This window comes from Streptomyces sp. NPDC016562 (genome assembly GCF_043076955.1).
Classification (GTDB): Bacteria; Actinomycetota; Actinomycetes; order Streptomycetales; family Streptomycetaceae; genus Streptomyces.
Genome location: NZ_JBIBRZ010000002.1, coordinates 939,397 through 964,804 on the forward strand (window position 1 = coordinate 939,397; position 25,408 = coordinate 964,804).

Below are 25,408 nucleotides of genomic sequence, written 5' to 3' on the forward strand. Positions count from 1 at the left end.
AACAATCCGGGCGGTCTCCAGACGGCGGACTCGGGCGGCGGGCTCAGGCGGCCGGCTTCGCCGCGGCCGCGGTCCGCGGTGCGGGCTGCGCCGCGGGTTCCGGCAGGCGCCGGGCCAGCGCCCAGGCGAGCACGGGCAGGACGGCCAGGGGGAGCAGCGCGGTGCGCAGCGAGGCGGCGTCCGCGACGGCGCCGATGAGCGGGCTCGCCAGACCGCCGACGCTGACGGTGAGGCCCAGGGTGACCCCGCTGGCCGTGCCGATGCGGGTGGGGAGGTAGTCCTGGCTCAGGGTGACCTGGAGGGAGAAGGGCACGTACAGCGCGACCGCGGCGAGCGCCGCACAGAGGTACACCAGGGGGAGCGGCAGGAAGAGGATCCCGGCCACGGCGGGCACGGCGGCCGCGTAGGCCCGGCGGACGGTGGTGGTCCGCCCCCAGCGCCCGGCCAGCCGGCCGCCGAGCAGGGTGCCCCCGGCGCTGCCCGCGAAGAGCGCGAACAGGGCCACGGCGCCCGCTGCCCCACCGCCGCCGCGCTCGCCCGCGTACAGGGCGACGAAGGTACTGAGGCCGGTGAAGACGACGGACCGGACGATCACGATCAGGGACAGCCGCAGGAAGGCCGGCCGGTTCTCCTCCGGGGCGCCCGGGGGCGGTCCTTGCGGCTGGTCCGCGCGGGCGGCGGCCGCTCCCGTCCGGGCGGGCGGCCGGCTCAGCAGCACGCCGAGGGCGGCGGGCAGGGCCAGGAGCCACCAGCCGGCCGGTCCGGGGACCGCCAGTGCTCCGGCGACCAGCAGGGGAGCGCAGGCGAAGCCGACGTTGCCGCCCAGGGCGAACCAGCTCATCGCGGTGTGCCCGCCCCCGTCCGCCGTGGCGCGGACCATCCGGGCGGCCGCCGGGTGGTAGGCCGCGACGCCCAGCCCGGACAGGGCCACGGCCGCCACCGTCGCCGCGTAGCCGGCGTCCAGGCCGACAAGCGCGATACCGGTCCCGGCGGCGGCCGTGGCCAGCGGTATCAGCCAGGGCATCGGGTGCCGGTCGGTCAGCATCCCGAAGAGCGGCTGGACCACGGAGGAGAGCAGCGAGGCGGCGAGCACGATGCCGGAGGCGGCGGCGTACCCGTACGCGCGCTCCGCCACGAGGAAGGGCACGAGCGCGGCGACGGCGCCCTGGTAGACGTCCACACAGGAGTGGCCGGCGGAGAAGGCGGCGGTGCGGCGCCGCAGCCGGGTGGTTCGCATGACTGGTTTCACCGATCGAGGATCACCCGCGGCGCCGGAGTGCCGCTTCCGATAAATTGCCGAGTGATGCAGATAATCCGCCAGCCCGATCACCCCCGCGAGGGCGTCCGTCACACCCCGCGGGCCGCGACCAGCATCCACGAGCTGGACACCGACGTCGGGATCGATCCGCACCACCACGACGACCACCAGATCGCCTACGCCGGCTCCGGGGTGCTCTCCATCACCACCGACGCGGGCACCTGGGTGGCCCCCGCGACACGGGCCCTGTGGATCCCGGCCGGCACGGTGCACGCGCACCGCGGCTTCGGCCGCGCCGACCTGCACTCCGTGGGACTGCCGACCCGGCTCAACCCGCTGTCCCTGAACGCCCCGGCCGTCATCGCCGTCGGCCCGCTGCTGCGCGAGCTGATCCTCGCCTACACGCGGGCACCCCAGGACGACAGCCCCGAGCGGCGCAGGCTGCTCGGCGTGCTCCTCGACCAGTTGCGGGTCTCACCGCTCCAGCCCCTGCACCTGCCGGCACCGGCCGACCCCCGCCTCGCCGCGGTCTGCGCGCTGCTGCACGCCGATCCGGCCGACCCGAGGGGCCTGGCGGCGCTCGCCGCGGCTTCGGGGGCCGGGGCCGGCGAGCGGACGCTGAGCCGGCTGTTCCGCGCCGAGCTCGGCATGACCTTCCCGCAGTGGCGCACCCAGCTGCGGCTGCACCGGGCGCTGCGCCTGCTGGCCGAGGGCGCCGCGGTGACCGCCGTCGCGCACCGCTGCGGCTGGTCGTCCGCGAGCGCGTTCATCGACGTCTTCCGCAGGGCCTTCGGCCAGACACCCGGAGCCTACGGGCGGCCGTAGCGCGCCGCTCGGGGTCACCGCGTCCTGCAAGCCGGGAAGGTGAGATGATCCCCGTCCAGGGGGCAGCCGAACAGGATCGGGGGATCCGGTGAGCGCGACGGGGCGGCAGGGAGCCGAGGGGCAGCCGGGCCCCGGGGAGCGCATCGGTCCCTACGTGATCGAGCGCCGGCTCGGCGAGGGCGGTATGGGGACCGTGTACCTGGCCCGCTCGCGCGGGGGACGCGCGGTCGCGGTCAAGGTCGCGCGGCCCGAGCTCGCCGCCGATGTCCACTTCCGTGCCCGGTTCCGTGCGGAGGTGACCGCGGCGCGGGCCGTCGGCGGCTTCCACACGGCGCCCGTCGTCGACGCGGACCCGGACGCGGACCCTCCCTGGCTGGCCACCGCGTATGTGCCGGGACCGACCCTCGCTGAACGCATCCGGTCTCAAGGCCCCATGAAAGCAGAGGAGTTAGGGGCGCTGGGTGCAGCACTCGCCGAGGCTCTGGCGTCGATCCACGCCTGTGGCCTGGTCCACCGGGACGTGAAGCCCGGCAACATCATCATGGCTGAGGACGGACCCCGTGTCCTCGACTTCGGGATCGCGCGGGCGGTGGAGTCCACGCGTCTGACGGCGACGGGCCACGCCATCGGAACGCCGGGGTTCCTCGCACCCGAGCAGGCGATGGGCGCCGACGTCACGGGCGCGGCCGACGTGTTCGCGCTGGGCGCGGTCCTGGTCGCCGCGGCGGGCGGCAGCGCATTCGGCGGGGGAACACCGATGGGGCTGATGTACCGCACCGTGCACGAGGCACCCGATGTGAGCGCCGTCCCGCCCGCGCTGCGGCCCTTGGTGGCGTCCTGCCTGGCGAAGCAGCCCGATGACCGGCCGGAGCCGTCCCAACTGCTCGACAGGTTCGCGGAGTTGCCAGAGGAGGCGACGTCGTACCGACTCGCGCCCCCACACGTACCCACGCCCCCGTACGTGCCCACCGCCTCCCAGGCGGCGGCGGACCGGGGCTCCGGACAGGTGCCCGTCCCGCAGGACGAGGCGTTCATCGCGGCGGACACGTACTCCAGCCTCGTGGTCGATGCCGACGGGGTACTCCTGACACTCCACGGTCAGGGGCTGCCACTGGACCGGATCGAGACCGACGAGGACCTCGACCGGGAAGGCACGGAGACCGAGTTGCCCTGGTCGCAGATCGCCGATGTCACCCATCACATCGTCCCCAGGTCCCGGCTGCACGTCACCGTCACGCTGCACGACGGCTCGACCTTCGAGGGCGAGGTCAACGCCCGCCGGAGCTCCCGCGCTCAGCAGTGGCACCACGACCTGTCGACGGCGGTCCTGCGGTACCTGATCCGCTGACGCCCCCGCCCCCGCCACCACGGCACGGCGAGACCGCGGGACGCCGCGGCCATAATGATCGCTGTGAATGCCGAAGACGACACCGCCGCGCACACCGTCCTGTTCCACATCGAGGGCCGGACCAGGGTGGTCACCCTCAACCGCCCCAAGGCCCTCAACGCGCTCACGCACCCCATGGTGCTGCGGATCGACGAGGCCCTCGCCGCCTGGGCGGCGGACCCCGCCGTCCACCAGGTCCTGATCCGGGGAGCCGGCGAGCGCGGCCTGTGCGCGGGCGGTGACATCCGGGCCATCCACGACGACGCCAAGGCCGGGAACACCGCCTCGGCGGACTTCTGGCGCGACGAGTACCGGCTCAACGCCCGGATCGCCCGCTACCCCAAGCCGTACGCCGCCCTCATGGACGGCATCGTCATGGGCGGCGGCGTCGGCCTCTCGGCCCACGGCAGCGTCCGCATCGTCACCGAGCGCTCCCGCGTCGCCATGCCCGAGACCGGCATCGGCTTCGTCCCCGACGTCGGCGGTACCTGGCTGCTCGCCCGCGCGCCCGGCCTGCTCGGCACCCACCTCGCCCTCACCGGCACCGCGGTCGGCGCCGCCGACGCGCTGCTGTGCGGGCTCGCCGACCACTTCGTACCGGCCCGTCTGCTCCCGGAGCTGACCGCCGAACTCGCCACGGCTCCCGTCCACGAGGTCGTGGCGCGGTACGCCGCCACGCCCGAGCCCGGTCACCTCTCCGACCGGCGGCCCTGGATCGACCACTGCTACGCGGCGCACACCGTCGAGGAGATCGTGGACCGGCTGCTCGACCACGGCGAGCCCGCGGCCAAGGAGGCCGCCGAGACCATCCTGGCCAAGTCCCCGACCGCGCTCAAGGTCACCCTCGCCGCCGTGCGGCGAGCCGCGGCGCTCGGCACGCTGGAGGACGCCCTGGCCCAGGAGTACCGGGTCTCCTGCAACGCGCTGAGCTCGCCCGACCTCGTGGAGGGCATCCGTGCCCAGGTCGTCGACAAGGACCGCGACCCGCACTGGACCCCGCCGACCCTGGCCGAGGTGACCGGCGCCGACGTGGAGCGGTTCTTCGCCCCGCTCGGCGAGGACCGCGAACTGCGCCTGCCGCAGGCTCAGCGGTAGCCGGTGGTGTCGGCCGGCAGGTCCGGGTCCTGGACCTCGACCATGTACCGCCAGGCGTCCGGCCGGCTGCCGTCCAGGTCCGTGAAGCCGTAGACCCGCGCGAGCTGCCCGCTGGAGAGGGACCGGCCGTTCCAGCGCGCCACGTCCGGGTCCGCGGCGAGCGCCGCGACCGCCCGGCCCACGTACGCCGGGGTCTCGGAGATCGCGAAGTGCGGAACCTCGGCCAGGGCGTCGCGCCAGTTCGCCTCCGTCACACCGAAGGTGTCGAGCATCATCTCCGAGCGCAGCCACCCCGGGGTCAGCGCCACCGCCGTGGCCCCGCGCGGCCCCAGTTCGTGCCCGAGTGCGAAGGCCATCCGCAGCACGGAGGACTTGGCGATGTCGTAGAAGAAGGAGACCCGGTAGCGGTCGGCGTTGTACTCGGCGGTGCCGTCCGTCATCTCCACCACCAGCCCGCCCGGCTCGCGCAGCAGCAGCGGCGCCGCGAAATGGCTGGTGATGGCGTGCGTCTCCACGGCCAGCCGCATCAGCCGCAGGCCCTTGTCCAGGTCGTGCTCCCAGACCGTGCTCTCCCACTCGAAGAGCAGCTCACCACCCCAGATGTCGTTGACCAGGACGTCCAGGCGACCCTGTTCGGTGTCGATCCGCCGCACCAGCGACTCCACCTCGCCCGGCACCAGGTGGTCGGCGACCACGGCGATCCCCCGGCCGCCCGCCGCGGTGACCAGCTCCGCGGTCTCCTCGATCGTCTCGGGCCGGTCGTACTCCGAGCGTCGGCCCCGGGTGCTGCGCCCCGACACGTACACGGTCGCGCCCTGCGCGCCCAGTTGGACCGCGATGCCGCGGCCCGCACCGCGCGTCGCCCCGGCCACGAGGGCCACCTTGCCTTCGAGAGTCCGCTGTGTTTCCGGCATGCCCCGACCCTACGACGCCCCGCCCGCACGAGGGCCCCTCATCCCGCCGGACACGGCGACCGCCGCCAGGGACAGCAGCAGCCCGCCCGAGGCGAGGCCCAGCGCGGTGCCCGGCCCCCACAGGGTCCAGGCCGCCCCGAAGAGCAGGGACCCCCCGAAGCGGGCCAGCGCCTGCGCCGTCTGCAGCACCGCGAGCCCGGTGGTGCGCAGCTCGGCCGGGAGCAGGGGCCCGGCCGCGGCCATCAGCACCCCGTCGGTGGCCGCGTAGAACAGGCCGAGCAGTGCGAGTACGGCGACGACCAGCGCCGCCCCGGCCGGCACCGGGGCCAGGAGCAGCAGGCAGCCGCCGAGGAGCAGGACGTGCCCGCCGAGGAAGACCCGGCGCCGGCCCAGCCGGTCGGCGAGCCGGCCGACGGGCACCGCGGCCAGCAGGAACACGGCGGCCGTGCCGACGGGCAGCAGCGGAAAGTACCCCGCCGGCAGGTCGAGCCGGCGCTGGAGCAGCAGGTAGAGGAAGGCGTCGCCGACGGTGAACAGGCCGAGCACCGCGGCGGTCAGGCACAGCCGCCGCAGGCCCGGGAGCCGCAGGAGCGTGACGAGGGGCGGCAGCGGCGCCCGCGCGGCGGCCGGCGCCGCGCCAGGTGCCCCGGCGGGTGCCTCCCGTACGAAGAGCGCGAGCAGCACGACTCCCAGGACGGCGATGCAGCAGCTCACGGTGAACACGGCCTCGTACCCGTCCACCGCCACCCACAGCACCCCGAACGCGGCCAGCGGTCCCAGCAGGGCGCCCGCCGTGTCGAGCGCGCGGTGCACCCCGAAGGCGCGGCCCTGTAGCCGCGGCGGACAGGACAGCGAGATCAGCGCATCGCGCGGGGCGGTGCGCAGGCCCTTGCCGGTCCGGTCGGCGGCGAGCACCGCCGCCACCGACCAGGGGGTGGTCGCGGCGAGCAGGGCCGCCTTGCAGGCGGCGGAGAGCGCGTAGCCGGCGCCCGCGACGAGCTTGCGGCGGCGGGTGCGGTCCGCGATCCGGCCGCCGGCGATCCGCAGCAGCGCGGTGGCGCCCTGGTGAAGACCGTCCAGGGCGCCGAACGCGAGCGGGGTCATACCGAGTCCGGCCATCAGGTACAGCGGCAGGACGGCGGTGACCATCTCCGCGGACACGTCCGTGACCAGGCTGACCAGCCCGAGCGCGAACACCGTTCCGGGGACGGCCCGCAGGGGGCCCTTCGGAGCCGGGGTGTCCCCGGCGATGTCCGCGGCGCGGCTGGTCGACAGGTACACGGACGTCTCCCTCAGAACCAGTTGACGGTGAGCGGGAACGCGGCGGTCACCGTCGTGCCCGAGGAGTCGGTGGCGGTCGCGGTGATCTGGAAGGTGCCGGCGCCCCACGGCTTGCCGGAGATCCGTCCGGTGCCGGCGTCGACGGTCAGGCCCCAGGGCAGGCCGGTGGCCGCGTAGCGGTAGGCGGGCCTGCCGCCGGTGGCCGTGAGCTGGATCGTGCAGGACTGGTTGAACTTGCACGCCTGCGGGCCGGGGTTGGCGAGCTTCAGGTCACCGGTGGTCGGGGTGGGGGTCGGCGTGGGTGTCGGGGTGGGCGTCGGGGTCGGGGTCGGGGTCGGGGTGGAGGTGGGGGTCGGTGTGGGCGTGGGCGTGGGGTCCGTCGAGGTGTCGAACACCTCGCTGATCGGCTGGACGTTGGCCGCGTTGCCCGCGTGCGTCGCCGTAGCGAAGAGGTCCTCGAAGGTCCGCAGGAGGTGGTGGTGGTTGAAGGCCGTCGCGTACGTGCCCTTCTTGACCTTCGCGCCGTAGAAGACGGTGGCGATCTGGTTCGAGCCGAGGTAGTTGTCCTCGTCCCACGTGAGCACCAGCAGACTGTTGTTGGCCTTGGCCCACTGGGCGTAGGCGTCGATGTTGTTCTTCGTCCAGGTGTCCCCGGTGCCGACCGAGCACGAGTGCATGTCGTTGCACTGGTTGGGGACGACGAAGGACAGGTCCGGCAGGGCCGCGAAATCGTTCTGCGGGAACTGCGTCCAGGTCTTCCCCGTGTTCAGCGGCACGTTCTTGAAGGCGAACCAGGGGTTGTGCTTCTGCGCGTACTGGCCGTTCGTGCAGGCCGTGGACCCCTCGCTCGGCAGGTCCTCGTTGTACGTCGCGAAGGTCCTGCCCGCCGCGATCAGCTCCTGGCCGAGGTTCGGAGCCGTCATCGACTGCGGCGTGTAGCAGCCGTCGCCGGTGATGCCCTGCGTCGCGCCGGAGAAGAGGTTGAAGTAGTTCGGCTGGCTGGGGTGGGTCAGCGCCTTCATGCCGGTCAGGCTCGCGCCGCCGGTCGCCAGCTGGTTGATGTACGGGGCGTTCGCGCTGCCGATGATCTCCCCGTACTGCTTGTTCTCGTACACGACGACCACGACGTGGTCGTAGGCCGGCAGCGCGGCCGCGGTGGCGGACGCGTCCCCGGCCCTCGCGGCGGCGGTACTTCCGTCCGCCGCCTGCGAGTTGGCCACGGTGAAGGCGGCCAGCAGGCCGATCGCGCCGAGTCCGGCCACGAGCGCCGACCAGCGGCCCCGGCGTCTGAGCTCGGCCCTGGGTGAGGGGATGGGCATGGGTGGTTCCTCCTTGGTGTGGGTCCTGCGGCCCGGTGTCATTCCTCGCGACGCGCCGCACCGGCCACGGCGATGTTCAGGAAGCGCGGTACGGGCCGCCCCCGGCCGCGGAAGTCCTCCGCGACCGCGGCCCGCACCGCCGTCAGTCGTGCCCCGGGCAGCAGCACCAGCGCACTGCGCCCGGCCTGCGGCCCCGGAGACCACGCGCACTGCGCCCCGGCCCGCCGGGCCCCGTCCAGGGCGCGCTCCAGCTCCCCGGGCCGGTCGGCGGCCTCGCCGCGCACGGCCACCAGGACCAGCCGCGCTCCACCGGCGGCCGGGTCGAAGGTGACGTACCGTCGCCGCCGCCGGGGCCCGGCGCCCAGCAGCAGGGCCCTGCCGGGCCGGGCGAAGAACACCGCCCGGCGCAGCCCGTCGTCCCCGTCGGGCAGCGCCTCGGCCAGCAGCCGGGCCAGCAGGGCGCGGTCCGGCCCCGCACGGTCAGGCCGCCGCCCGCCCGGCCCCCGGTGGACGTCTGCGACGGCCAGGGCGAGCGCGCACTCGGCGGGTTCCGCCGTGGCGAGCCCCGCGGCCCGCGTGAGCGAGCCCTGCACGTGCAGGTCCGTCCCGCCCCGGCCGTACCCGGCCCGGGCCAGGGCCCGCAGCACGGCGTACGGCCGCACGGCCCAGTCGGGCGCGTCGGGCGGCGGGCCGGACGGCGTCAGCGGCAGATCGCAGCTGTCCGCGGGGTGGGCCAGCGAACTGAGCCGCACCAGCCCGTCGGTGCGCGGGGCCGCGGCGACGGCCGTGGGCCAGCCCGCCGCCGCTACCAGCCCGGGGGAACCCAGGTGGAAGGCGTACGGGGCGCTCCACACGGCCGCCGGGGGCCGCCCGTGCGCGGCCTCCAGCGCGTAGGCGACGAGCCGGAACAGCGGATCGGCGGTGGCCCGTCGCGCCAGGCCGCCCACCGCCGGGCCGCCTCCCGCCGGGCCGGCCGGTCGCGCCGCGCCCGGGCCGGTGACGGGCGGGGCCGTCACCGGGCGTCCTTGCGGGCCAGCATCCGGTAGGCGTTCCCGCCGTCCGTGCGCCGGGCCGCCACCGTGCGCAGCGCGTCGAGCACCGCCGCGCCCGCGAAGGCCGGCAGCGCGGCCAGCCGTACGGCGCCGGCGCGGGCCCGGGCGCCGGGCGTCGCCGGGGGACCCCACGGCCGGTCCGGGTCCGGGGCCAGCCGCGTCGCCGTGAGGGCCACCGCGCCGAAGAAGTCGTTGCCCTGGTGGGCGGGGCCGTGTTCCTCGGCGAGGACGGTGAACCCCCGGTCGGCCAGCGCCTCCCGCAGGTTCGCGGCCGGCACCAGGTGCTGGTGCTGGGGCTGGAACCAGGGCAGCCACGCCGGGCCGAGGAGCCGCGCCATCCGCGACTCCGGATCGGGCAGCTCGATGGTCAGGTACCCGCCGGGGGCGAGCACGGCCGTCGCCGCGTCGAGCTCGGCCAGCGGATCCCGGGTGTGCTCCAGATAGTGGTACATGGAGACCACCTCGTACTGGCCCGCCAGCTTGGAGGCGAACTCGGGGAACTGGCCCTGGTATCCGGTCTCCACCCAGCCGCGGCGCTCGGCCTCCCGGACCCCGTCGCCCATGTCGAGCCCGTCGAAGCGGGTGCGGGGCCAGACGGCCCGCGCCGCGTTGCAGAAGTGGCCGTGCCCGGTGCCCACGTCGAGCCAGGACGCCGGGTCGCCGTACGGGAGGAGCATCTCGGCGCGCCCCCGGTAGGCGGCGCCGAGCCGGCCGAAGACCGTGCCCGCGCCCTCGCCGCCGCGCCCGTCGTAGAAGTCGCGGTAGTAGAACTCCAGCCCCGCCGGGCTGAGTCGAGGGTTCTGGAAGACGTGCCCGCAGGCCTCGCACTGCTCCAGGGTGAACCGGCCGGGCTTGCCCTGGAGGAGGTCGGGCACGCGGACCCGGACGGTGAGGCGGCCGGAGCCGCACCAGGGGCAGTCCGGACGGCGGGGCTCCAGGAACCGCTGGGTCCCCGCGGCCAGTTCCTCGCGGTAGGCGGCGGCCCGCGCGGCGTCTTCGGCGGCCTCCGCTGCGGCGTCCCCGTCGGCCGGAGCCCGCCCGGCGGCCGCTGCCGTACGCAGGGCGGCGCCGAGGGAGCGCGCCGGCCGGGCGGCGGTGGCCCGGGCCAGATCGGCGGGGCGCAGCGGGGACCCCGGCCCGCCGAGGGCCAGGTACGGCTGGAGCCAGTACAGCCCGGCCGCCGCCGCGCCCCACCGGCCCTGGCGTACGGCGACCCCCGCCAGCAGTGCGAGCCCGCCGAGCTGCGCCGCGGCCAGCGCTCCCGGGGGCAGTCCCTGGGCCCGCAGCTCGGCGGCCCGGGCCGGTCCCGAAAGCCCCTCGGGCCCTCCACAGCTCAGGCCGGGGGCGATGGCCAGGCCCGTCGCGTCGGCGGCGTACTCCTTCAAACGGCGGGTCAGCGCCAGCAGTTCGGCCGGAGCGGGCCGGGGGCCGCCCGCGGCCACCCCGGCCCGTGCCAGCACCTCCTCGGTGACGAGCACGGCGAAGCCGGCCCCGCGCCCCTCGCCGAGCCGGTCCTGCCGGTAGCGGGCCGGGTCGACCAGGCGCAGCAGGCCCAGGGCCCGCTCGGTGGCCAGGTCCGCGGGGATCAGGTCCAGGACCCGCAGGCCCTCCCGTTCGGCGTGCGCGCAGGCGGCGAGGAAGGTGGCCGCGTCGGGTTCGACGCCTCGGGCGGTGAGCAGCCGCCACCCGGCGGCGCGCGGCACCCCGGCCGTCGTGGCGGCCGGGCTCACCGGAAGCACGAGGATCGCCCGCAGCCGGCGTCCGGCGCGTACGGTGCCCGCGCCGAGCGCGGCCAGGACCACCGCGGAGGTCCAGCGGACCCGGGAGAGCGGGGGTGGCGTCATGAGAGTTTCTCCAACCGGTCGGCCGCGGCGGCGGCCCCGCCCGCCGCGGCGAAGGAGGCCTGGATCCGCCGGGCGGCCCGGCGCGGGCCGGGGTCGTCCAGCACGGCCGTGAGCGCGTCACGCAGTTCCTCGGCCCCCGTCCTCGCGAACCGGACCCGGACCCCGGCCCCGGCCCGCGTCACCTGCTGGGCCACGATCGGCTGGTCGTCCCGGATCGGGGCGACGACGAGCGGCAGCCCGTACGCGAGGGCCTCGCAGACGGTGTTGTGCCCGCCGTGGCAGACCACCGCGTCCAGGTGCGGCAGGAGGTCGAGCTGCGGGACCCGCTCCTGGAGCAGGACGTGCCCCGGCACGGGCCCGACCAGCGCGGAGGGAGCCGCCAGCACCAACTGGACGTCCTGGGCCAGCCGTTCGGCGGCGCCCAGCACCGCGCGGTAGAACCGGCCGCCGGCCTCCTGGTTGAGGGTGCCCAGGGACACCAACACCCGCCGCCGCGCCGGGTCGAGGCGCTGCCAGGGGAATCCGGGCTGGTCCGGCCGGGCCCCGAAGGCCGGGCCGACGTAGGCGTGGTGCGGCGGCGGATCCCCGGCCGTGCCCACCAGTTCGGGGGTGGAGAAGACCAGCACCAGCCGTTCGGAGAACCGCGGGTCCCAGTCCGTGTCCCCGGCCGCCCCGTACTGCGCGAGCAGGCCGGAGATCTGCCCCGCCACCCACTCCCCGACCTTCGGGAAGTCGGCGAAGGGCCGGGTGAGTTCGGCCGAGGTGCTGGCGGAGGTCACCCACGGGACGCCGAGCCGCCGGGCCACCAGCGGTCCGGCCAGGGCCTGCTGGTCGGCGACCACCACGTCCGGCGTGAAGGCGCGCACGGCCCGGGTCACCCCCGGCACCATGGCCCGGGCCAGCGGCACCAGCGCCTCCTCCCACAGGAACCGCAGGGCGCCGACCCCGCGCAGATCCCGCCAGCGTGCGTGCAGCGCCGGATAGCCCTGGCGGCCCACCTCCTCGCCGGCCGGCAGGATCCGAGCCCGCGCGGGCAGCAGTCCCGCCAGGGGCGCGGCCGGTCCCGTCCAGGCGACCTCGTGGCCCCGGGCGGCCAGTTCGGCCCCGACAGCCACGGTCGGATTGACGTGCCCCGCCAGCGGCGGCACGGTGAACAGCACCCTCATGGGACCAGCGCTCCCTTCCGCGCCGGGGCTCCCCTGCGCGGCGGAGCGCCCGCCCGCGGCCGCGCCGCCGCCCCGGCCGCCCGGTCGAGATGGGCGAGTACGGCCTCCCGCAGGGCCCCGCTGCTCTCCTTCAGGACGTCGTGCCCCAGCCCCGGCAGGATCCGCAGCTCGCCGTGCGGGGCGTGGTGGGCCAGCTCCCGGGCGCCGGGGACCAGTTCGGAGTGTTCGCCGCAGATGATCAGCGCCGGGCAGCGCAGCCGCGCATAGTCGGCCGGGGTGAAGGTGCGGCTCCCGGCGATGTCGTCGATGAGCGAGGTGCGGTTGAGGAGGTCGTCGGCGATCGAGGTGAGGTGGGCGGCCTTGCGCAGGCGCAGGGTGAGCAGCTCGGCGGGTACCGGACTGTCCTCCAGGCTCAGCGCGGCGGCCGACAGGGTGTCGAGCATGTTCTCCACCCAGGCTCCGCCGAGCGGGGGTTCGAGGAGCGTGAGCCCGGTGACGAGGTCGGGCCGGGCCAGGGCGGCGTGCAGGGCGAGGGTCCCGCCGTAGCTGTTGCCGACCAGGTGGACCGGGCGCTGCCCGAGGCCCAGCGCGCCGAGCAGGGAGAGGAGGTCCCGTACGGCGCTGCGGCTGTCGTAGCCGGTGGCCGGACGCTCGCTGCGGCCGTGGCCGCGCAGGTCGTAGAGGACGGCCTCGTGCCCGGCCCGGGCCACCGGGACGGCCAGGGGGCAGTAGAAGGAGGACAGGTTGTCGACGACCAGACCGTGCAGGAAGACGACCACGGGCCGGTCGGGGGCGTCGGCGCCGGCGGTGGCCGGGAGCCGCTGGACGTGGAAGCGCAGGGAGGAGGCGCGCACGAAGGCCATGGCGGATCAGCCGACGGTGGCGGTGCTGGAGGAGGGGGCCGCCGTGCGGGCCAGGGAGGCGTGCGTGATCCGGCCGATGTGCGTGACGAGTTCACCGACGGACATGGCCAGGATGGCGTCCATGTCCTTCTCGGCCAGGAAGCCCATCAGGTCCACCTCGGCGCCGTAGCGGTGGTGGAGGAGCTCGGCGAGGGCGACGAACTCGATGCTCTCCAGGGCGAGGTCCTCGTTGAACGTCGTCTTCATCGTGACCTCCTGCGCGAGCAGGTACTCGTCGCCGACGATCTCCACGAGCATGCCGGTGATCTCGGCGAGGATGTCAGGTGCCATGACGGGTCTCCGTGAGGGGGAAGGGAACGGGGGAGGGGGCCGGGGCCGCCGGGTGCGCGGTCCAGGCGACGACGTGGTCGAGTGGCGCGTCCCCGGTCCCGGCGCCGGTGGACAGGGCGGTGAGCCGGGTCGTACGGACGGGGTACGGCTGTCCGCCCGGGGACGTCACCAGCAGGGTGCCGGCCTCCGCGTCGCCGGTCACCCGCCAGTCCCGCGGCCGGCCGCGCAACCCGCCGCCCTCCGCCTTGGCGGCGGCCTCCTTGGCACACCACAGGGCGGTGAGCGCGGCCGGCAGACCGGTGCCCGCCCGGGCCGCCAGGCGCCCCGCGAGGCGCAGTTCGTCCGGCCCGAGCGCGATGCGGATCAGCGCGTCCGGGTCGCCGGTCACCGGCTCCACGTCGATGCCGACCGCCAGGCGCGGGTGGGCCAGAGCGACGGCGATACGGTCCTTGTGGGCGATCGACAGCCGGAAACCGCCGGTCAGCGGACCTTCGGCCAGCGGCCGGCCCTCCCGGTCGTTGCCGACCGGCACCTCGGCCGGGAACACCGGCCCCGCCCCGGCGTCCCACAGGAGCCCGCGCAGCGCGTCCTTGGCGGCGATCCGGCCCAGCAGCCAGGGCGCCCGGGCGCGCGGCGACAGCCGCTCGTAGACCGCGCGTTCGGCCGCGCCCAGGTAGCGGCGCATCACCAGCTCCTGCGAGGCGGGATCGCTCCAGCGGCGCCGGGCCAGGTACCAGCCCTCCGGGCGGGGCTCGCCGATCCCGCAGACCTCCGGGGTGAACTTCATCGGCCAGACCCGCTCGTCGGCACCGAACCGGCGGTACGTCCACCCCTCGATCCGCGCCCACACCTCTCCGGTGGCGCGGCGCAGTTCGAGATCGCCGCGCACGGTGACCTCCTGCACCTCGCGGATCCGGGCCGTGGCGCCGACCAGCTCCTGCGGTTCCGGCGCGGGACCGTGGAAGCGGATGCGGTCCACGGTGGCCGGGAACACCAGGCGGTCCACCGGGAGCCGCAGCTGCATCCAGTGGCCGAACAGCTGCCCGGCGGCGTCGAGCAGCGCGCCCGGGTCGGGCAGGGCCCGCAGGACGCCCTCGATGCCGTCCGAACCGACGGTCCGCACCTCGTGGACCCCCGCGAACCGCGGCCCGTGGAACATCCAGCGGTCCCGGTAGAGCGCCGCGGCGCTCACGGGCGCGGGCCCGGGGTCGCGCAGCGGAGCGCCGTCGGGCGCGGGCGGCCGCGCGTACCGCTCGCCGAGCAGCACGACCACGGAGGCGTACTCCCCGAGGCGGACGCGCATCCGGCGGGGCGGCCCGTCGCCCAGGGCCGTGACCTCGACGTCGACGTCGACGGCCGGCTCGACGGCGAGCCACCGCAGGGCCCGGACGTCCTCGTAGCCGACGACGGCGAAGCCGGGCGGGGCGTGGCGCCGGGCCGCGTCAGCGGCCAGTTCCAGCATGGTCGTCATGGGGACGACGGGAAACCGGTCGGAGTCCTGCGGCCAGCCGTCGGGCTGGAGGTAGACGCAGTGGTCCCGTACGTACGGCAGCGCGGCGAGCGAGAGCCGCAGGCGCTCCCTGGCCGGGGCGCTGCGAGCCGGGGGTCCCGCCGCCGACCAGGCCTCCGTGACGCTGCGGGCGGCCGCGGCGGTGTCGGCGAGCACCGCGTCCAGTGCGGACAGGAGGACCGGGCGGGGGCCGGGTGGCTCCGCCGGTGCGGGCGGTGTCGGCGGCGTCAGGAGGGCGCCCAGGGAGGCCCGGGCCGCCTCACCGAGCCGGACCAGCGGAGAGCCCAGGTCCAGCGGAACGGTACGGCCCGGACGTGCGGTACGTGCGGTACGTCCGGGGCCGGGTCCGCTACCGGTGGGGGCGTGGCCGGGGTTCGGGCCGTCCGCCGCGCCGCCCCCGGCACCGGCCTCGGCATCGGCCTCGGTCAGGCGGTCCCAGCGAGGGGCGTGTCCCTCCACCCACAGCGCGGCGCAGGTGCGGCTCAGCGCCGCCAGGCCGGTGAGGCGCGGGGACGAGGTGGACACCGAGAGGTGGGGGCGTTCGCGCAGGGTGTCCTCGACGAAGCCCGGCAGGCTGCCGGGGCCCAGCGTGACGAAGCAGCGCACGCCCTCGTCCTCGTACAACCGCAGGGTCAACGCGCGGAAACGGACCGGTTCGAGGAGGTGGCGCACCACCAACGCCCGTACCTCCTCGGGCGCGGAGGGGAACGGCGCACACGTGGTCGCCGACCAGACCGGCAGGGTGCCGGGCCGCAGCGGCAGCCGTCCGAAGGCGGCACGGACCTGACCCAGGTACGGCTCCCACATCGGCGTGTGGAAGCCGGAACGGAACGGCAGTTCCTGGCCGAGCACGCCGTCGGCCCGCAACCGCGCGACCACGGCCGCCACTTGCTCCGGATCGCCGCAGATCACCGACTGGTGCGGGCAGTTGTCATGGCTGACCACCACCCGGTCCATGCCGTGCAGCGCCGCCTCCGCACGCCGCGCTCCGCAGCCCAGCGCCGCGTACACGAGGTCCGGAACCCTCAGGTCGCCGGGGCGCAGCGAGTCCAGAAAGGCGTCGGCGGCCTCCTGCGGATACATCCCGGCGGCCACCATCGCCGCCCACTCACCCAGGCTGTGGCCGGCCAGTACGTCCGGCTCGATGCCGAGCCGCGGCAGGACCCGGGCGAAGAAGCGCCCCGTCGCCATCGCGTCCACGGCCCGCTCCACCAGCGACGCACCGCGGGTGAGCCGGGGCGCCGGCCATGCGAGGCGCTGCGCCACGTCGTCCACCACGGGTGCGAACTCCGGCTCCAGGCCGGGGAACAGGAAGGCCACCCGGCCACCCAGTGGCTCCGGCGCGAACCACACGTCGCCGCGGCCCCGCCACGGCCGGCCGCGCGCCACGGCCTTGGCGGCCAGTGCGAGCCGCTGCGGGGTCGGCCCGACCACCGCGACCCGGCAGGGACCGTCGCCGCCGGACACCGGGGCACCGGCGGCCAGCCTGGCCGACAGCTCCGCCGGCGTGTCCGCGGCCATCAGGAGTACGCCGTGCCCCGCGGCCGGCCCGGCCCCGCTCCTCAGCCCGACAGCCCCGATCGGCCGCGCCGGTCCCGGCCTCGGCTCCGGCCCGACCGGTGTGCCCGCGGCCGCGAGCGGCAGGAAGCGCCGCACCGGAGCGGCCGGGCCCCGCGCCGCCCCGGGCCGGGCGCGGGTCCCCGGAGCCTCCTCCAGCACCACGTGCGCGTTGATCCCGCCGAAGCCGAAGGCGTTGACCCCGGCCCGACGGGGCTCCCGCCCGAAGCGTTCCCACGGTTCCGCCGCCGTCAGGGGCCGCATCCGGGTCGCGGCCAGGTCCGGGTGCGGCTCCTCAAGGTGCAGGGTCGGCGGCAACACCCCCTCGTGCACCGCGAGCGCGGCCTTGATCAGCCCCGCCATGCCCGAGGCCTGCATGGTGTGACCGAGCATGGACTTCACCGAGCCGAAGCCGATCCCCGGGCCGTTCCCTGACCGGTTCCCCGGCCCGTTCCCCGGCCCGCGCCCCGGCTCGGGACGCCCGAACACCTCGGCCAGCGTGACTAGTTCGGCCACGTCCCCGACCGGCGTGCCGGTGCCGTGCGCCTCCAGCAGCCCCAGGGCGCCCGGGGCGCGCGGATCCAGACCGGCCTCCCGCCAGGCCCGCTCCAGTGCCCGTACCTGTCCCGCGACGAGAGGGCTCATCAGGCTCGCCGCGCGGCCGTCCCCGGCCACGCCCGTCCCGCGGATCACCGCGTACACGCGGTCGCCGTCCCGCTCCGCGTCCGCCAGCCGCTTCAGCAGCACCACCCCGGTGCCCTCGGACAGCAGGGTCCCGTCGGCCCGGCGGTCGAAGGGCCGGATCCGTTCGCTCGGGCTGAGCGCCCGCAGCTGGGTGAACACGCTCCACAGCGTCGCGATGTGGCAGTGGTGGACCGCCCCGGCGACCACCGCGTCGCAGCGCCCCGAGGCCAGCAGCCCCACGGCCTGGTCCACCGCCAGGAGCGAGGAGGCGCAGGCCGCGTCCAGGGTGTAGGCGGGCCCGCGGAAGTCCAGCCTGTTCGCCGTCCGGGCCGCGGTGAAGCTCGGCACCAGCCCGATCGACGCGTCCGGCCGCTCCGGACCGAGCGCCTCCTGGAACGCCGACCGCACCGCCGCGATCCGCCGCTCGCCCAGCTCCGGCGCCAGCTCCCGCAGGGTCTGCGCCAACTGGTGGGCCGTCCGCACGCGTTGGTCCAGACGCGCGGTGGCCACGCCCATGAACCCGCCGCGCCCCAGCACCACCCCGATCCGCGAGCGGTCGCACGGCAGGCGTTCCTCACCGCCCGCGTCGGCGATGGCCTCGGCCGTCGCGTGCAGGGCCAGCATCTGGTCCGGCTCGGCCCCCTCCACGGCGGCTGGCATGATCCCGAACCGGGTCGGGTCGAAGGCGGCGAGGCCGTCGACGAAGCCGCCGCGCCGGCAGTAGAACCGGTCGCCGGTGGCCGGTCCGGTAGCGCCGTCCGGGTCGTAGTACACCTCCGGATCCCAGCGCCCCGGCGGGACGTCACCGATGCAGTCCTTGCCCGCGAGGAGGTTGCGCCGGTACCCGGCCAGATCGCCGGCCCCCGGGAAGACGGCGCCCATCCCGACGATCGCCGCGTCGGTGGGGCGCGGTCCGCGCCGCCGTGACTCACTCATCGCCGCAGCCCTCCTGCGCCATCAGGACCACCTGTACGTCGTTGCCGTGGGCGAGCTCGTCGAGGAACGCGGCCGTGCCGGCCTCCGGGGCGATGAGGGGGATGCCGCGTCGGGCGTACGCGCGCTCCAGCTCGGGGGTGACCATCCCGCCCGACTGCGCCGCCCAGGGGCCCCAGTCGACGGACAGCACCCGGCCGGGGAAGGACTCCGCCCAGGTGTGGGCCAGGGCGTCGAGGGCGTCGTTGGCCGCGGCGTAGTCGCTCTGGCCGCGGTTGCCGTACACCCCCGCGACACTGCCGAACAGCGCCAGGAACCGGGGCGCGGGCGCCGTACCGTGCTCGGCCGCCGCGGAGGCCAGGTGGCGGGCGCCGGCCACCTTGGTGGTGAACACCGCGGCGAAGTCGGCCGGTTGCTTGTCGCTCAGCAGTCCGTCACGCAGGATCCCGGCGCCGTGCACGATGCCGTCGAGCCGGCCGTGCCGGGCCCGTACGTCGGCCACCACCGCCCGTACGGCCCGCTCGTCGGTGACGTCCGCGCAGTGGTAGCGGACCGAGGCCGCCGCCGTGGCGAGGGCGGACAGGGTGGCCCGTACCTCGCGCCCGGCGAGGATCCGCGAGGCCGTCGCCTCGATCTCGGCGGGCGTACGGAGCCCTGCTGCGATCAGGGCCGCGCGCAGCGCGACCCGGTCATGGGCCTGCGCGAAGTCGTCCGCCGCGGCGGAGGGTTCGGGCGTACGGCCGATCAACTCGATGTGGCATCCGGTGGCGCGGGCCAGCGCCACGGCGGTGCGGGCGGTGATCCCGCGGGCCCCGCCGGTGAGCAGGACCACGGCGTCACGGTCGAGCGGCGGTTCGCCCGCGGCCCGGCGGGTGAGCGGTGCGGGTACCGGGGTGCGGGTGGTGCGGGTTCCCTCGGGCGTGTACCCGACGGAGGCGGGGCCGTCGGGCGAGTCGTGGCTCAACTCGGCGAGGAGCTGCGCGGCGAGATGCTCGGGGGCCTCCTTGGGCTGGATCTGCACCGCGCGGATCAGGGTGCCGGGGAATTCGAGGGCCGCGCTGCGGGCGAAGCCGTGCAGGCCGGCGCCTTGTACGCCCGCGCTGGGGGTGCCGGGGGCGGTGACGAGGAGCAGGCGGTGCGTCCCGCCGGTCAGTGTGCGCCGCAGGCCCGTAAAGGCGTCGGGCAGCACGGGCTCGGGTCCCGGCCGCAGCGCGGTCAGGTCGACGATGCCGTCGAACCCGGGCTCGGGGGCGGGCAGGAGCTTCGCCTCGGCGCCTTGCGCGTCCAGGGCCGCGAGGAGGGCGGGGGCGAGGGCTTGGCCGTCGTCGACGATGCCGATGCGGAGGCCGTGGAGGCCGTGGAGGCTGCGCAGGCTGGGCGGGTGGGGTAGGTCGCGCGGGTCGCCTGGGGTCGGTGGGTTCGGGGCCGGTAGTGGGGCGGGGAGTGTGTCCACCCGGAGCCGGGTTACGGGGGGTGTCGGGGGTGTCGGGGGTGCGGAGGGGGCGGGGGCCGCGGTGGGGGGTGCGGAGGCTGGTGTGTGGGTGGTGAGCCAGTCGACTATGCCGCGCAGGGTCTTGATGCGGGACAGCTCCTCCACCGCGGACTCCGTGGAGCCGCCCGGGTCGCGGGGGAGGCCGATGCGGTCGGCCAGGGCTCCGATGATCTCCACGCGTTTGATGGAGTCGATGGAGAGGTCGGCTTCGAGGTCGAGTGCGGGGTCGAGCATGTCCCGGGGGTAGCCGGTCCGGGTGTGGACGAGCTCCAGGACGGCCTCCATGAGCTGTTCGGCGGTGCGGGGGGTCGGAGGGGGCGGGGCGGGGGTGGTTCCGACGGGGCCGGGCGCGCGCCGGGGCGTCTCCTCGGGCGCCGAACGTGGCGAGGGGTCGGGGGGTGCGGCGGCGGTGTGTTCGGCGCCCTGCGGGGATCGCCCCGGCACACTCCCGGCCCCGCCGGAACCACCCGGGGTGACGGGCCGGGGCTGCTCACCTGCGGGCGTGCCCAGATAGCCGAGCATGACGTGCCGCTGGGCCTCGACCAGTTCGCGGGTGCTGCGGAGGTATTCAAGGATCGTCGCCTCACGGCCGTCCGCCGACATGGCCGGGCTCGTTGTCGGAGCCGCGCCCGTGGGCGGGGCCGGCCGTGGGGAAACCCGGCGGGGTGGTTGGAGGCCTCCTGTGATCGGGGTGCCGTCCGTCGTGCGGACGAGGTGGCCGTCCACCAGCCAGCCCGGGCGGCGCGGGGCGTGGTCCGGGAGGGGGGAGGTACGGCCGCGGAACAGGGCCTGCGGGTCGATCGGCACGCCCGCCGCCATGAGTTCCGCCAGCGCCGTGACGAGCCGGGTCAGGCCGTGCTCGCCCGGTACGTCCAGGGGGACCACCGTGTGCGGGCGCTGGGCGAGGATCCGGCCGATCAGGGAGCTGAGGACCCGTCCGGGTCCCGCCTCCACGAACGTCCGGACCCCGGCCGCGTACATGGCCTCCACCTCCTCGACGAACCGGACCGGCTCCGCGACCTGGCGGGCCGCGAGGTCCCGTACACCGTCGGCGGACGGCGGATAGGGAGCGGCCGTCGTGTTCGACCAGACGGGGAGGCGGGGCGCGGACACCTCCGTGCGCGCCAGTTCCGTGGTGAGGGCGGTCGCCGCCGCGGCGACCACCTCGCTGTGGAAGGCGCAGGCCACGGGGATCGGCTCCGCCGACAGGCCCGCCCCGCGCAGCGCCGACACCGCGGTGGAGACGGCTGTGGTCGGTCCTGAGATCACGCACTGGCGGGGGGCGTTGTGGTTCGCCACCACGCACCCGGCGCCGGCCGCGATCTCCCGTACCTCGTCCGGCGGGGCCGACACCGCCGCCATCGTCCCGGGATCGGCCCCGGCGGCCTCCAGGATCGCTTCGGCACGGCGTGCGCTCAGCCGTAACAGGCTCTCGGTGTCGTAGACGCCCGCCGCCCACAGTGCGGTCAGCTCGCCGTACGAGTGCCCGGCCACGCAGTCCGGCCGTACGCCCATGTCGGCGAGGAGCAGATGTGCCGCCGCGCCCGCCAGTCCGAGGGCCGGCTGGGCCACGCGGGTGTCGGTGACGGCCGCCCGCTGCGCCGCCCGCCCAGGCGCGCTGAAGGCCGCCGGGGGGAACATCGCCGACACCACCGGGGCCGGAGCCGCGTCCAGGAGCTCTCGCAGCGAGGGGAAGGCCATGAACAACTCGCCCAGCATTCCGGGACGTTGACTGCCCTGACCGGGGAAGAGGAACGCCGTCAGGCCCGGGTCCGCCGCGTCGCCCTTCACGTGGACGCCCGGGCCGGGGGCGAAGGCGCGGGCCCCTTCCAGCCGGGACGCCAGTTCGTCGAGATCGGCGGCCACGACCGCCACCTGGACCGGGCCGCGGTCCCCGGCGGCCTCCGCCGCGAGGTCCCGCAGGGGCCAGGGGCGCCCGGCCGCGTCGTTCTCCTCCAGCCGGGTCGCCAGCCGCGCCATGGCCCGGCCGGCCGCCTCGCGGTCCTCGCCGCGGAAGCAGACCAGCTCGGCGGGCCACTCCTCCAGGGCGTGCCGGGGCTCCGCGCTTCCTGCGTAACCGGCCAGTACGGCGTGGTAGTTGGTGCCGCCGAATCCGAAGGCGCTCACCCCGGCGATGCGCCGCTCCGCGGGCGCCGCCCAGGGCCGGGCCTCGGTGTCGAACGAGAAGGGGCTGCTCTCCGCGTGCCAGGCCGGGTTCGGTGTGTCGAGGTGCAGGGTCGGTGGCCGTACGCCCGCGTGGACGGCCCGGGCCGCCTTGATGAGCCCGGCCAGTCCGGCGGCGCACTTGGTGTGCCCGAGCTGGGATTTCACGGAGCCCAGGGAGCAGGACCCGGCCGCGGCCCCGGAGGCGGTGAACAGCTCGGTGAGGACGGCCAGTTCGGTGCTGTCACCGACCACCGTGCCCGTACCGTGCGCCTCGACCAGGCCCACTTCGCCGGGGGAGACGCCGGCCCGTGCGTAGGCCCGTTCCAGGGCCCGTCGCTGACCTTCGGGCCGTGGCGCGGTCAGACCGAGGGACCGGCCGTCGCTGGCGGCGCCGACCGCCTTGATCACGGCGTACACCCGGTCGCCGTCCCGCTCCGCGTCCGCGAGCCGTTTCAGGACGAGCGCGCCCACTCCCTCCCCGAGGGCGATCCCGTCGGCGGCCGCGTCGAAGGGCCGGCAGCGGCCGCCGGGGGACAGGGCGCGGACGGAGGAGAACATCAGGTAGTCGTTGATGCCGTTGTGGACGTCGGCGCCGCCGCAGATCACCATGTCGCTGTCCCGGTCGCGCAGTTGGCGGCAGGCCAGGTCCAGGGCGGCCAGGGAGGAGGCGCAGGCGGCGTCGACCGTGCAGTTCGCGCCGCCCAGGTCGAGGCGGTTGGCGACCCGGCCCGCGATGACGTTGGCGAGGATCCCGGGGAAGGAGTCCTCGGTGAGCCGCGGCAGCTGCTCGTCCAGGGCGGCCGGCAGCTCGCCCAGGTAGGCGGGGTGCAGGGCGCGCAGCCCGTACGCGCCCGCCAGTTCGGTACCGGCCTCGGCGCCGAAGACCACCGAGGTGCGGCTGCGGTCGAAGGCGCGGTCCTTGCCGTAGCCCGCGTCATCGAGGGCCCGCGCGGAGATCTCCAGGGCCAGCAGCTGGACCGGCTCGATCCCCGTGAGCGAGGCGGGCGGGATGCCGTGCGCGAGGGCGTCGAAGGGCACCGGCCCGAGGAACCCGCCCCAGCGGGAGGGGGTGCGCTCACCGGCCCGGGCCGGGTCGGCGTCGTAGTAGAGCTCCGGGTCCCAGCGCTCGGCCGGCACTTCGGTGACGGCGTCCGTCCCGGCGAGCACCATGGCCCAGTAGGCGGCGAGGTCGGGGGCGCCGGGATAGGCGCAGGCCATGCCGACGATGGCGATGTCGAGCGGATCGGCCTGCGGCTGCGGCGGGGCGGTGAAGTCCTGGGCCCGCCGCGCCAGCAGAGCGGTCGCGCCATCAGTGACCTGCGCGTGCAGCGCGGCGACCGTGGTGGTCTCCGTGCGCAGGGTCGCGGCCTGCCCGAGCATGAACAGACCTTGCGCGTACTGCTGTTCCTCGGTGACGGGCTCCAGCCGGTCCCCGTCCGCCCGCGGGCGGTCACCGGGCCCGGCCCGCCGCAGGCCCTTGGAGGCGATGCGCAGACGGCCCAGGTTCAGACGTTCGAGCTCCTCCCAGACCTCCCGCGGCGCGGCTCCGCTCTCCGCGAGGCGCCGCCGGGTCGCCTCGAAGGCCTCGGCGTACGGGGTGGCCGCGCACCGGGTGGCGTGGCCGGGGGCGGTCCGCAGCAGCACGGTGTCCGTGCACTCCACCGCCGCCCGCTGGAAGCCCGGCAGGACCGCGCCGGCCGCCACGGCCTCCTCGGTGAACAGGTACGCGGTGCCCATCAGCACCCCGATCCGCGCCCCCCGTTCGGCCAGCGGGGCGGCGGCCGCCACCGCCATCGCGGCGGACCGCTCGTCGTGGATCCCGCCCGCGAACAGCACGTCCAGGTCCTGCGGTTCGGGACAGGACAGCAGCCGCTCGACCTGCTCCTCCCACAGCGGGAACGACGCGCGCGGACCGACGTGGCCGCCACACTCCAGCCCCTCGAAGACGAAGCGGCGGGCGCCCTCGGCCAGGTACCGCTCCAGCAGGCCCGGCGAGGGCACGTGCAGATGGGTACGGATCCCGGCCGCCTCCAGCGGGGCCGCCTGCGCCGGGGTGCCCCCGGCGATGACGGCGTGCGGCGGTCGGGCGTCGGTCACGGCCGCCAGCTGCTCCCGCCGCAGTTCGGGCGGGGCGAAGCCGAGCAGGCCCACGCCCCACGGGAGCTCACCGAGTCGCTCGGCGGTCTCGGCCAGCAACCGGCGTACGTCGGGCCCCTCCATCACGGCCAGGGCCAGATACGGCACGCCGCCCGCGGCGGCCACCGCTGCGGCGAAGGCCGCCTGGTCGCTGACCCGGGTCATCGGCCCCTGGGCGACGGGCCGGGGCCGCTGGAGCGGCCGGGCCCGTACGACGGCCGCCAGGTGCTCGGGGATCGCGGCCCGTACGGCTTGCAGGACGCCGCCGGTCGTCCGGTACCGCGCGGCCAGCCGGGCCGCCAGGGCCCCGTCCTGCCCGACCGGCAGCAGCTGCGCGCGCAGGTCCCGGGCGCCGAGCAGGGCGGGTACCGGTCCTTCGGGCGAAGTCAGGTCGGGGCGCGCGAACACCCGGTGGCCCCCGGCCAGCCGCGTCTCGGAGCCGTCCATCGACCGGAGCGCGGCCACGACGTCCCGGGGCAGCCCCTCCTCGCCCTCGGCCGTCAGGGCCAGCTGTACGTCGAGCAGCACTCCGGCGGCTCCGCCCGCGACGGCCGCGGGCGCGGTGTGCGGGCCGATGCCGCCGTAGGCCCGTACGGGGACGCGGATCTCGGGGTCGCCGAGGAGGTGCTGGAGCAGCACGAAGGTGGTGGCGTCGCCCACCCGGCCCCCGGCCTCGTGGCCCTTGGCGACGAGCGCGTCCGCCCGGGCGGCGACGGCGGTGGCGGCCTCCGCCGGGCTGACGACCTCCGCCCACACCCGGGGCCGCCCGGCCGCCGCCGCCCACGCGGCCACCCGCTCCGGGGTGTGCGCTGCGGGGTCGGCGAGCAGGACCGTGTCCACCTCGGCGGGCAGGTCGCCGGGCCCGGCCGGGCAGCCGGCGGGCACCCGGACCCCGTACCGGCCACCGCTGCCGAGCCGGCGGCCCAGCTCGGCGACACCGCGCCGCGCGGCGTCGGCGTCCCGGCCGAGGTCGAGCAGCCCGAGGGCGCCGGCGCGCTCGGCGGCGATCACGATCCGCGGGTGCGGCTCCTCGAAGGGGCTGAGCGCGACGACGAGATCACGGGTGGCGGCGGGTTGCGCGTGCTGGGGGGTGGTCACGGGCGCTCCTCTTCCAGTGCTGTGTGACATGGCGCAATGCCGGACGGAAGAACGGAAGAACGGAAGATCGGGAGGTCGGGAGATCTGGAGACCTGGAGATCGGTGATCGGTGATCGGTGATCGGCTGTGCGCGAGCGCGGCGAGGCGGCAGGCGGGGGAGCGGCTCTCGCACGTCGGCCGGGGCTTCCCGCCGCGGGGACGACGGGCTTGAACGGTGGTCAAACACCCTCACGCCGCGATGCATCGTGCGGTGGCCGCCCCGCACTGTCAACAGCCATGCGGAGCGCGGTACTTCGCACCCTCGCCGCACCCGGGCCGCCCGGGACGCCCCCCGGCCGGAGTCACGGCGCACCGCTGCCCGGGCGGTGGCCTGCGGCGATGGCCGCCCGGGCGGGCCGACCCCGCCGCGCGGACCGGCGTACCGCATCCTCGCGGACATGCCGCACCGGCATGCGGATCCACCGACCGGGCATGAAAGCCCGCCGGGAGCCTGTCAGT

The 25,408-nt window shown here is 76.1% G+C and carries 14 protein-coding genes; 3 read left to right on the plus strand and 11 right to left on the minus strand.

Going from position 1 to position 25,408, the window contains the following annotated elements:
• Window positions 1-43 precede the first annotated feature (43 nt).
• Window positions 44-1,237, minus strand: a complete 1,194-nt coding sequence (locus ACF059_RS12045; RefSeq protein ID WP_392054950.1) for an MFS transporter — start codon at window positions 1,235-1,237, stop codon at window positions 44-46.
• A 66-nt stretch (window positions 1,238-1,303) separates the two neighbouring features.
• Between ACF059_RS12045 and ACF059_RS12050 the strand changes: the two genes are divergently transcribed.
• The 3 genes from ACF059_RS12050 to ACF059_RS12060 all read left to right on the plus strand — a co-directional run bounded on the left by ACF059_RS12050 (window position 1,304) and on the right by ACF059_RS12060 (window position 4,565).
• Entirely contained in the window at window positions 1,304-2,083 is a 780-nt protein-coding gene (locus tag ACF059_RS12050) for a helix-turn-helix transcriptional regulator (protein WP_361952766.1), read from the plus strand.
• An 88-nt stretch (window positions 2,084-2,171) separates the two neighbouring features.
• Window positions 2,172-3,431 (plus strand): serine/threonine-protein kinase, encoded by a 1,260-nt coding sequence (locus ACF059_RS12055; protein ID WP_392054953.1) that lies wholly within the window; start codon window positions 2,172-2,174, stop codon window positions 3,429-3,431.
• 54 nt (window positions 3,432-3,485) lie between these two features.
• Entirely contained in the window at window positions 3,486-4,565 is a 1,080-nt protein-coding gene (locus ACF059_RS12060) for an enoyl-CoA hydratase/isomerase family protein (RefSeq protein WP_392054956.1), read from the plus strand.
• Here ACF059_RS12060 and ACF059_RS12065 read toward each other — a convergent pair.
• The 10 genes from ACF059_RS12065 to ACF059_RS12110 are packed head-to-tail and all read right to left on the minus strand — an operon-like array spanning window position 4,556 to window position 24,910.
• On the minus strand, window positions 4,556-5,479 hold the full coding sequence (locus ACF059_RS12065) for an SDR family oxidoreductase (protein WP_366868812.1): 924 nt from the start codon (window positions 5,477-5,479) through the stop codon (window positions 4,556-4,558). The genes ACF059_RS12060 and ACF059_RS12065 overlap by 10 nt on opposite strands.
• Before the next feature lie 9 nt (window positions 5,480-5,488).
• Window positions 5,489-6,760 carry an MFS transporter gene (locus ACF059_RS12070; protein ID WP_392054959.1) on the minus strand — a complete coding sequence of 424 codons (1,272 nt, stop codon included), beginning with the start codon at window positions 6,758-6,760 and terminating at the stop codon, window positions 5,489-5,491.
• Window positions 6,761-6,771: 11 nt separating this feature from the next.
• Complete coding sequence (locus ACF059_RS12075; RefSeq protein ID WP_392054962.1) at window positions 6,772-8,079, minus strand: alkaline phosphatase family protein; 1,308 nt, start codon at window positions 8,077-8,079, stop codon at window positions 6,772-6,774.
• A 38-nt stretch (window positions 8,080-8,117) separates the two neighbouring features.
• The gene (locus tag ACF059_RS12080; protein WP_392054964.1) at window positions 8,118-9,095 is read right to left on the minus strand and encodes a galactokinase; all 978 of its coding nucleotides are present in this window, start codon (window positions 9,093-9,095) and stop codon (window positions 8,118-8,120) included.
• Window positions 9,092-10,975, minus strand: coding sequence for a class I SAM-dependent methyltransferase (locus ACF059_RS12085; protein ID WP_392054967.1), 1,884 nt, complete (start codon window positions 10,973-10,975; stop codon window positions 9,092-9,094). The genes ACF059_RS12080 and ACF059_RS12085 overlap by 4 nt, the downstream gene beginning before the upstream one ends.
• Entirely contained in the window at window positions 10,972-12,141 is a 1,170-nt protein-coding gene (locus ACF059_RS12090; protein ID WP_392054970.1) for a glycosyltransferase, read from the minus strand. The genes ACF059_RS12085 and ACF059_RS12090 overlap by 4 nt, the downstream gene beginning before the upstream one ends.
• The gene (locus tag ACF059_RS12095) at window positions 12,138-13,004 is read right to left on the minus strand and encodes an alpha/beta fold hydrolase (RefSeq protein WP_392054973.1); all 867 of its coding nucleotides are present in this window, start codon (window positions 13,002-13,004) and stop codon (window positions 12,138-12,140) included. The genes ACF059_RS12090 and ACF059_RS12095 overlap by 4 nt, the downstream gene beginning before the upstream one ends.
• Window positions 13,005-13,010: 6 nt before the next feature.
• Window positions 13,011-13,334, minus strand: coding sequence for an acyl carrier protein (locus tag ACF059_RS12100; protein WP_361952739.1), 324 nt, complete (start codon window positions 13,332-13,334; stop codon window positions 13,011-13,013).
• Window positions 13,324-18,021 carry a beta-ketoacyl synthase N-terminal-like domain-containing protein gene (locus ACF059_RS12105; protein ID WP_392054977.1) on the minus strand — a complete coding sequence of 1,566 codons (4,698 nt, stop codon included), beginning with the start codon at window positions 18,019-18,021 and terminating at the stop codon, window positions 13,324-13,326. Before ACF059_RS12105 ends, ACF059_RS12100 begins: the two co-directional genes overlap by 11 nt.
• Entirely contained in the window at window positions 18,014-24,910 is a 6,897-nt protein-coding gene (locus ACF059_RS12110; RefSeq protein WP_392054980.1) for an SDR family NAD(P)-dependent oxidoreductase, read from the minus strand. The genes ACF059_RS12105 and ACF059_RS12110 overlap by 8 nt, the downstream gene beginning before the upstream one ends.
• Between the last annotated feature and the right edge of the window lie 498 nt (window positions 24,911-25,408).

Coding starts and splice junctions, on each gene's coding strand:
- ACF059_RS12045 (WP_392054950.1), bottom strand. CDS start 1,237: ATGCGAACCACCCGGCTGCGGCGCCGCACCGCCGCCTTCTCCGCCGGC.
- ACF059_RS12050 (WP_361952766.1), top strand. CDS start 1,304: ATGCAGATAATCCGCCAGCCCGATCACCCCCGCGAGGGCGTCCGTCAC.
- ACF059_RS12060 (WP_392054956.1), top strand. CDS start 3,486: ATGATCGCTGTGAATGCCGAAGACGACACCGCCGCGCACACCGTCCTG.
- ACF059_RS12065 (WP_366868812.1), bottom strand. CDS start 5,479: ATGCCGGAAACACAGCGGACTCTCGAAGGCAAGGTGGCCCTCGTGGCC.
- ACF059_RS12075 (WP_392054962.1), bottom strand. CDS start 8,079: ATGCCCATCCCCTCACCCAGGGCCGAGCTCAGACGCCGGGGCCGCTGG.
- ACF059_RS12085 (WP_392054967.1), bottom strand. CDS start 10,975: ATGACGCCACCCCCGCTCTCCCGGGTCCGCTGGACCTCCGCGGTGGTC.
- ACF059_RS12090 (WP_392054970.1), bottom strand. CDS start 12,141: ATGAGGGTGCTGTTCACCGTGCCGCCGCTGGCGGGGCACGTCAATCCG.
- ACF059_RS12095 (WP_392054973.1), bottom strand. CDS start 13,004: ATGGCCTTCGTGCGCGCCTCCTCCCTGCGCTTCCACGTCCAGCGGCTC.
- ACF059_RS12100 (WP_361952739.1), bottom strand. CDS start 13,334: ATGGCACCTGACATCCTCGCCGAGATCACCGGCATGCTCGTGGAGATC.
- ACF059_RS12105 (WP_392054977.1), bottom strand. CDS start 18,021: ATGAGTGAGTCACGGCGGCGCGGACCGCGCCCCACCGACGCGGCGATC.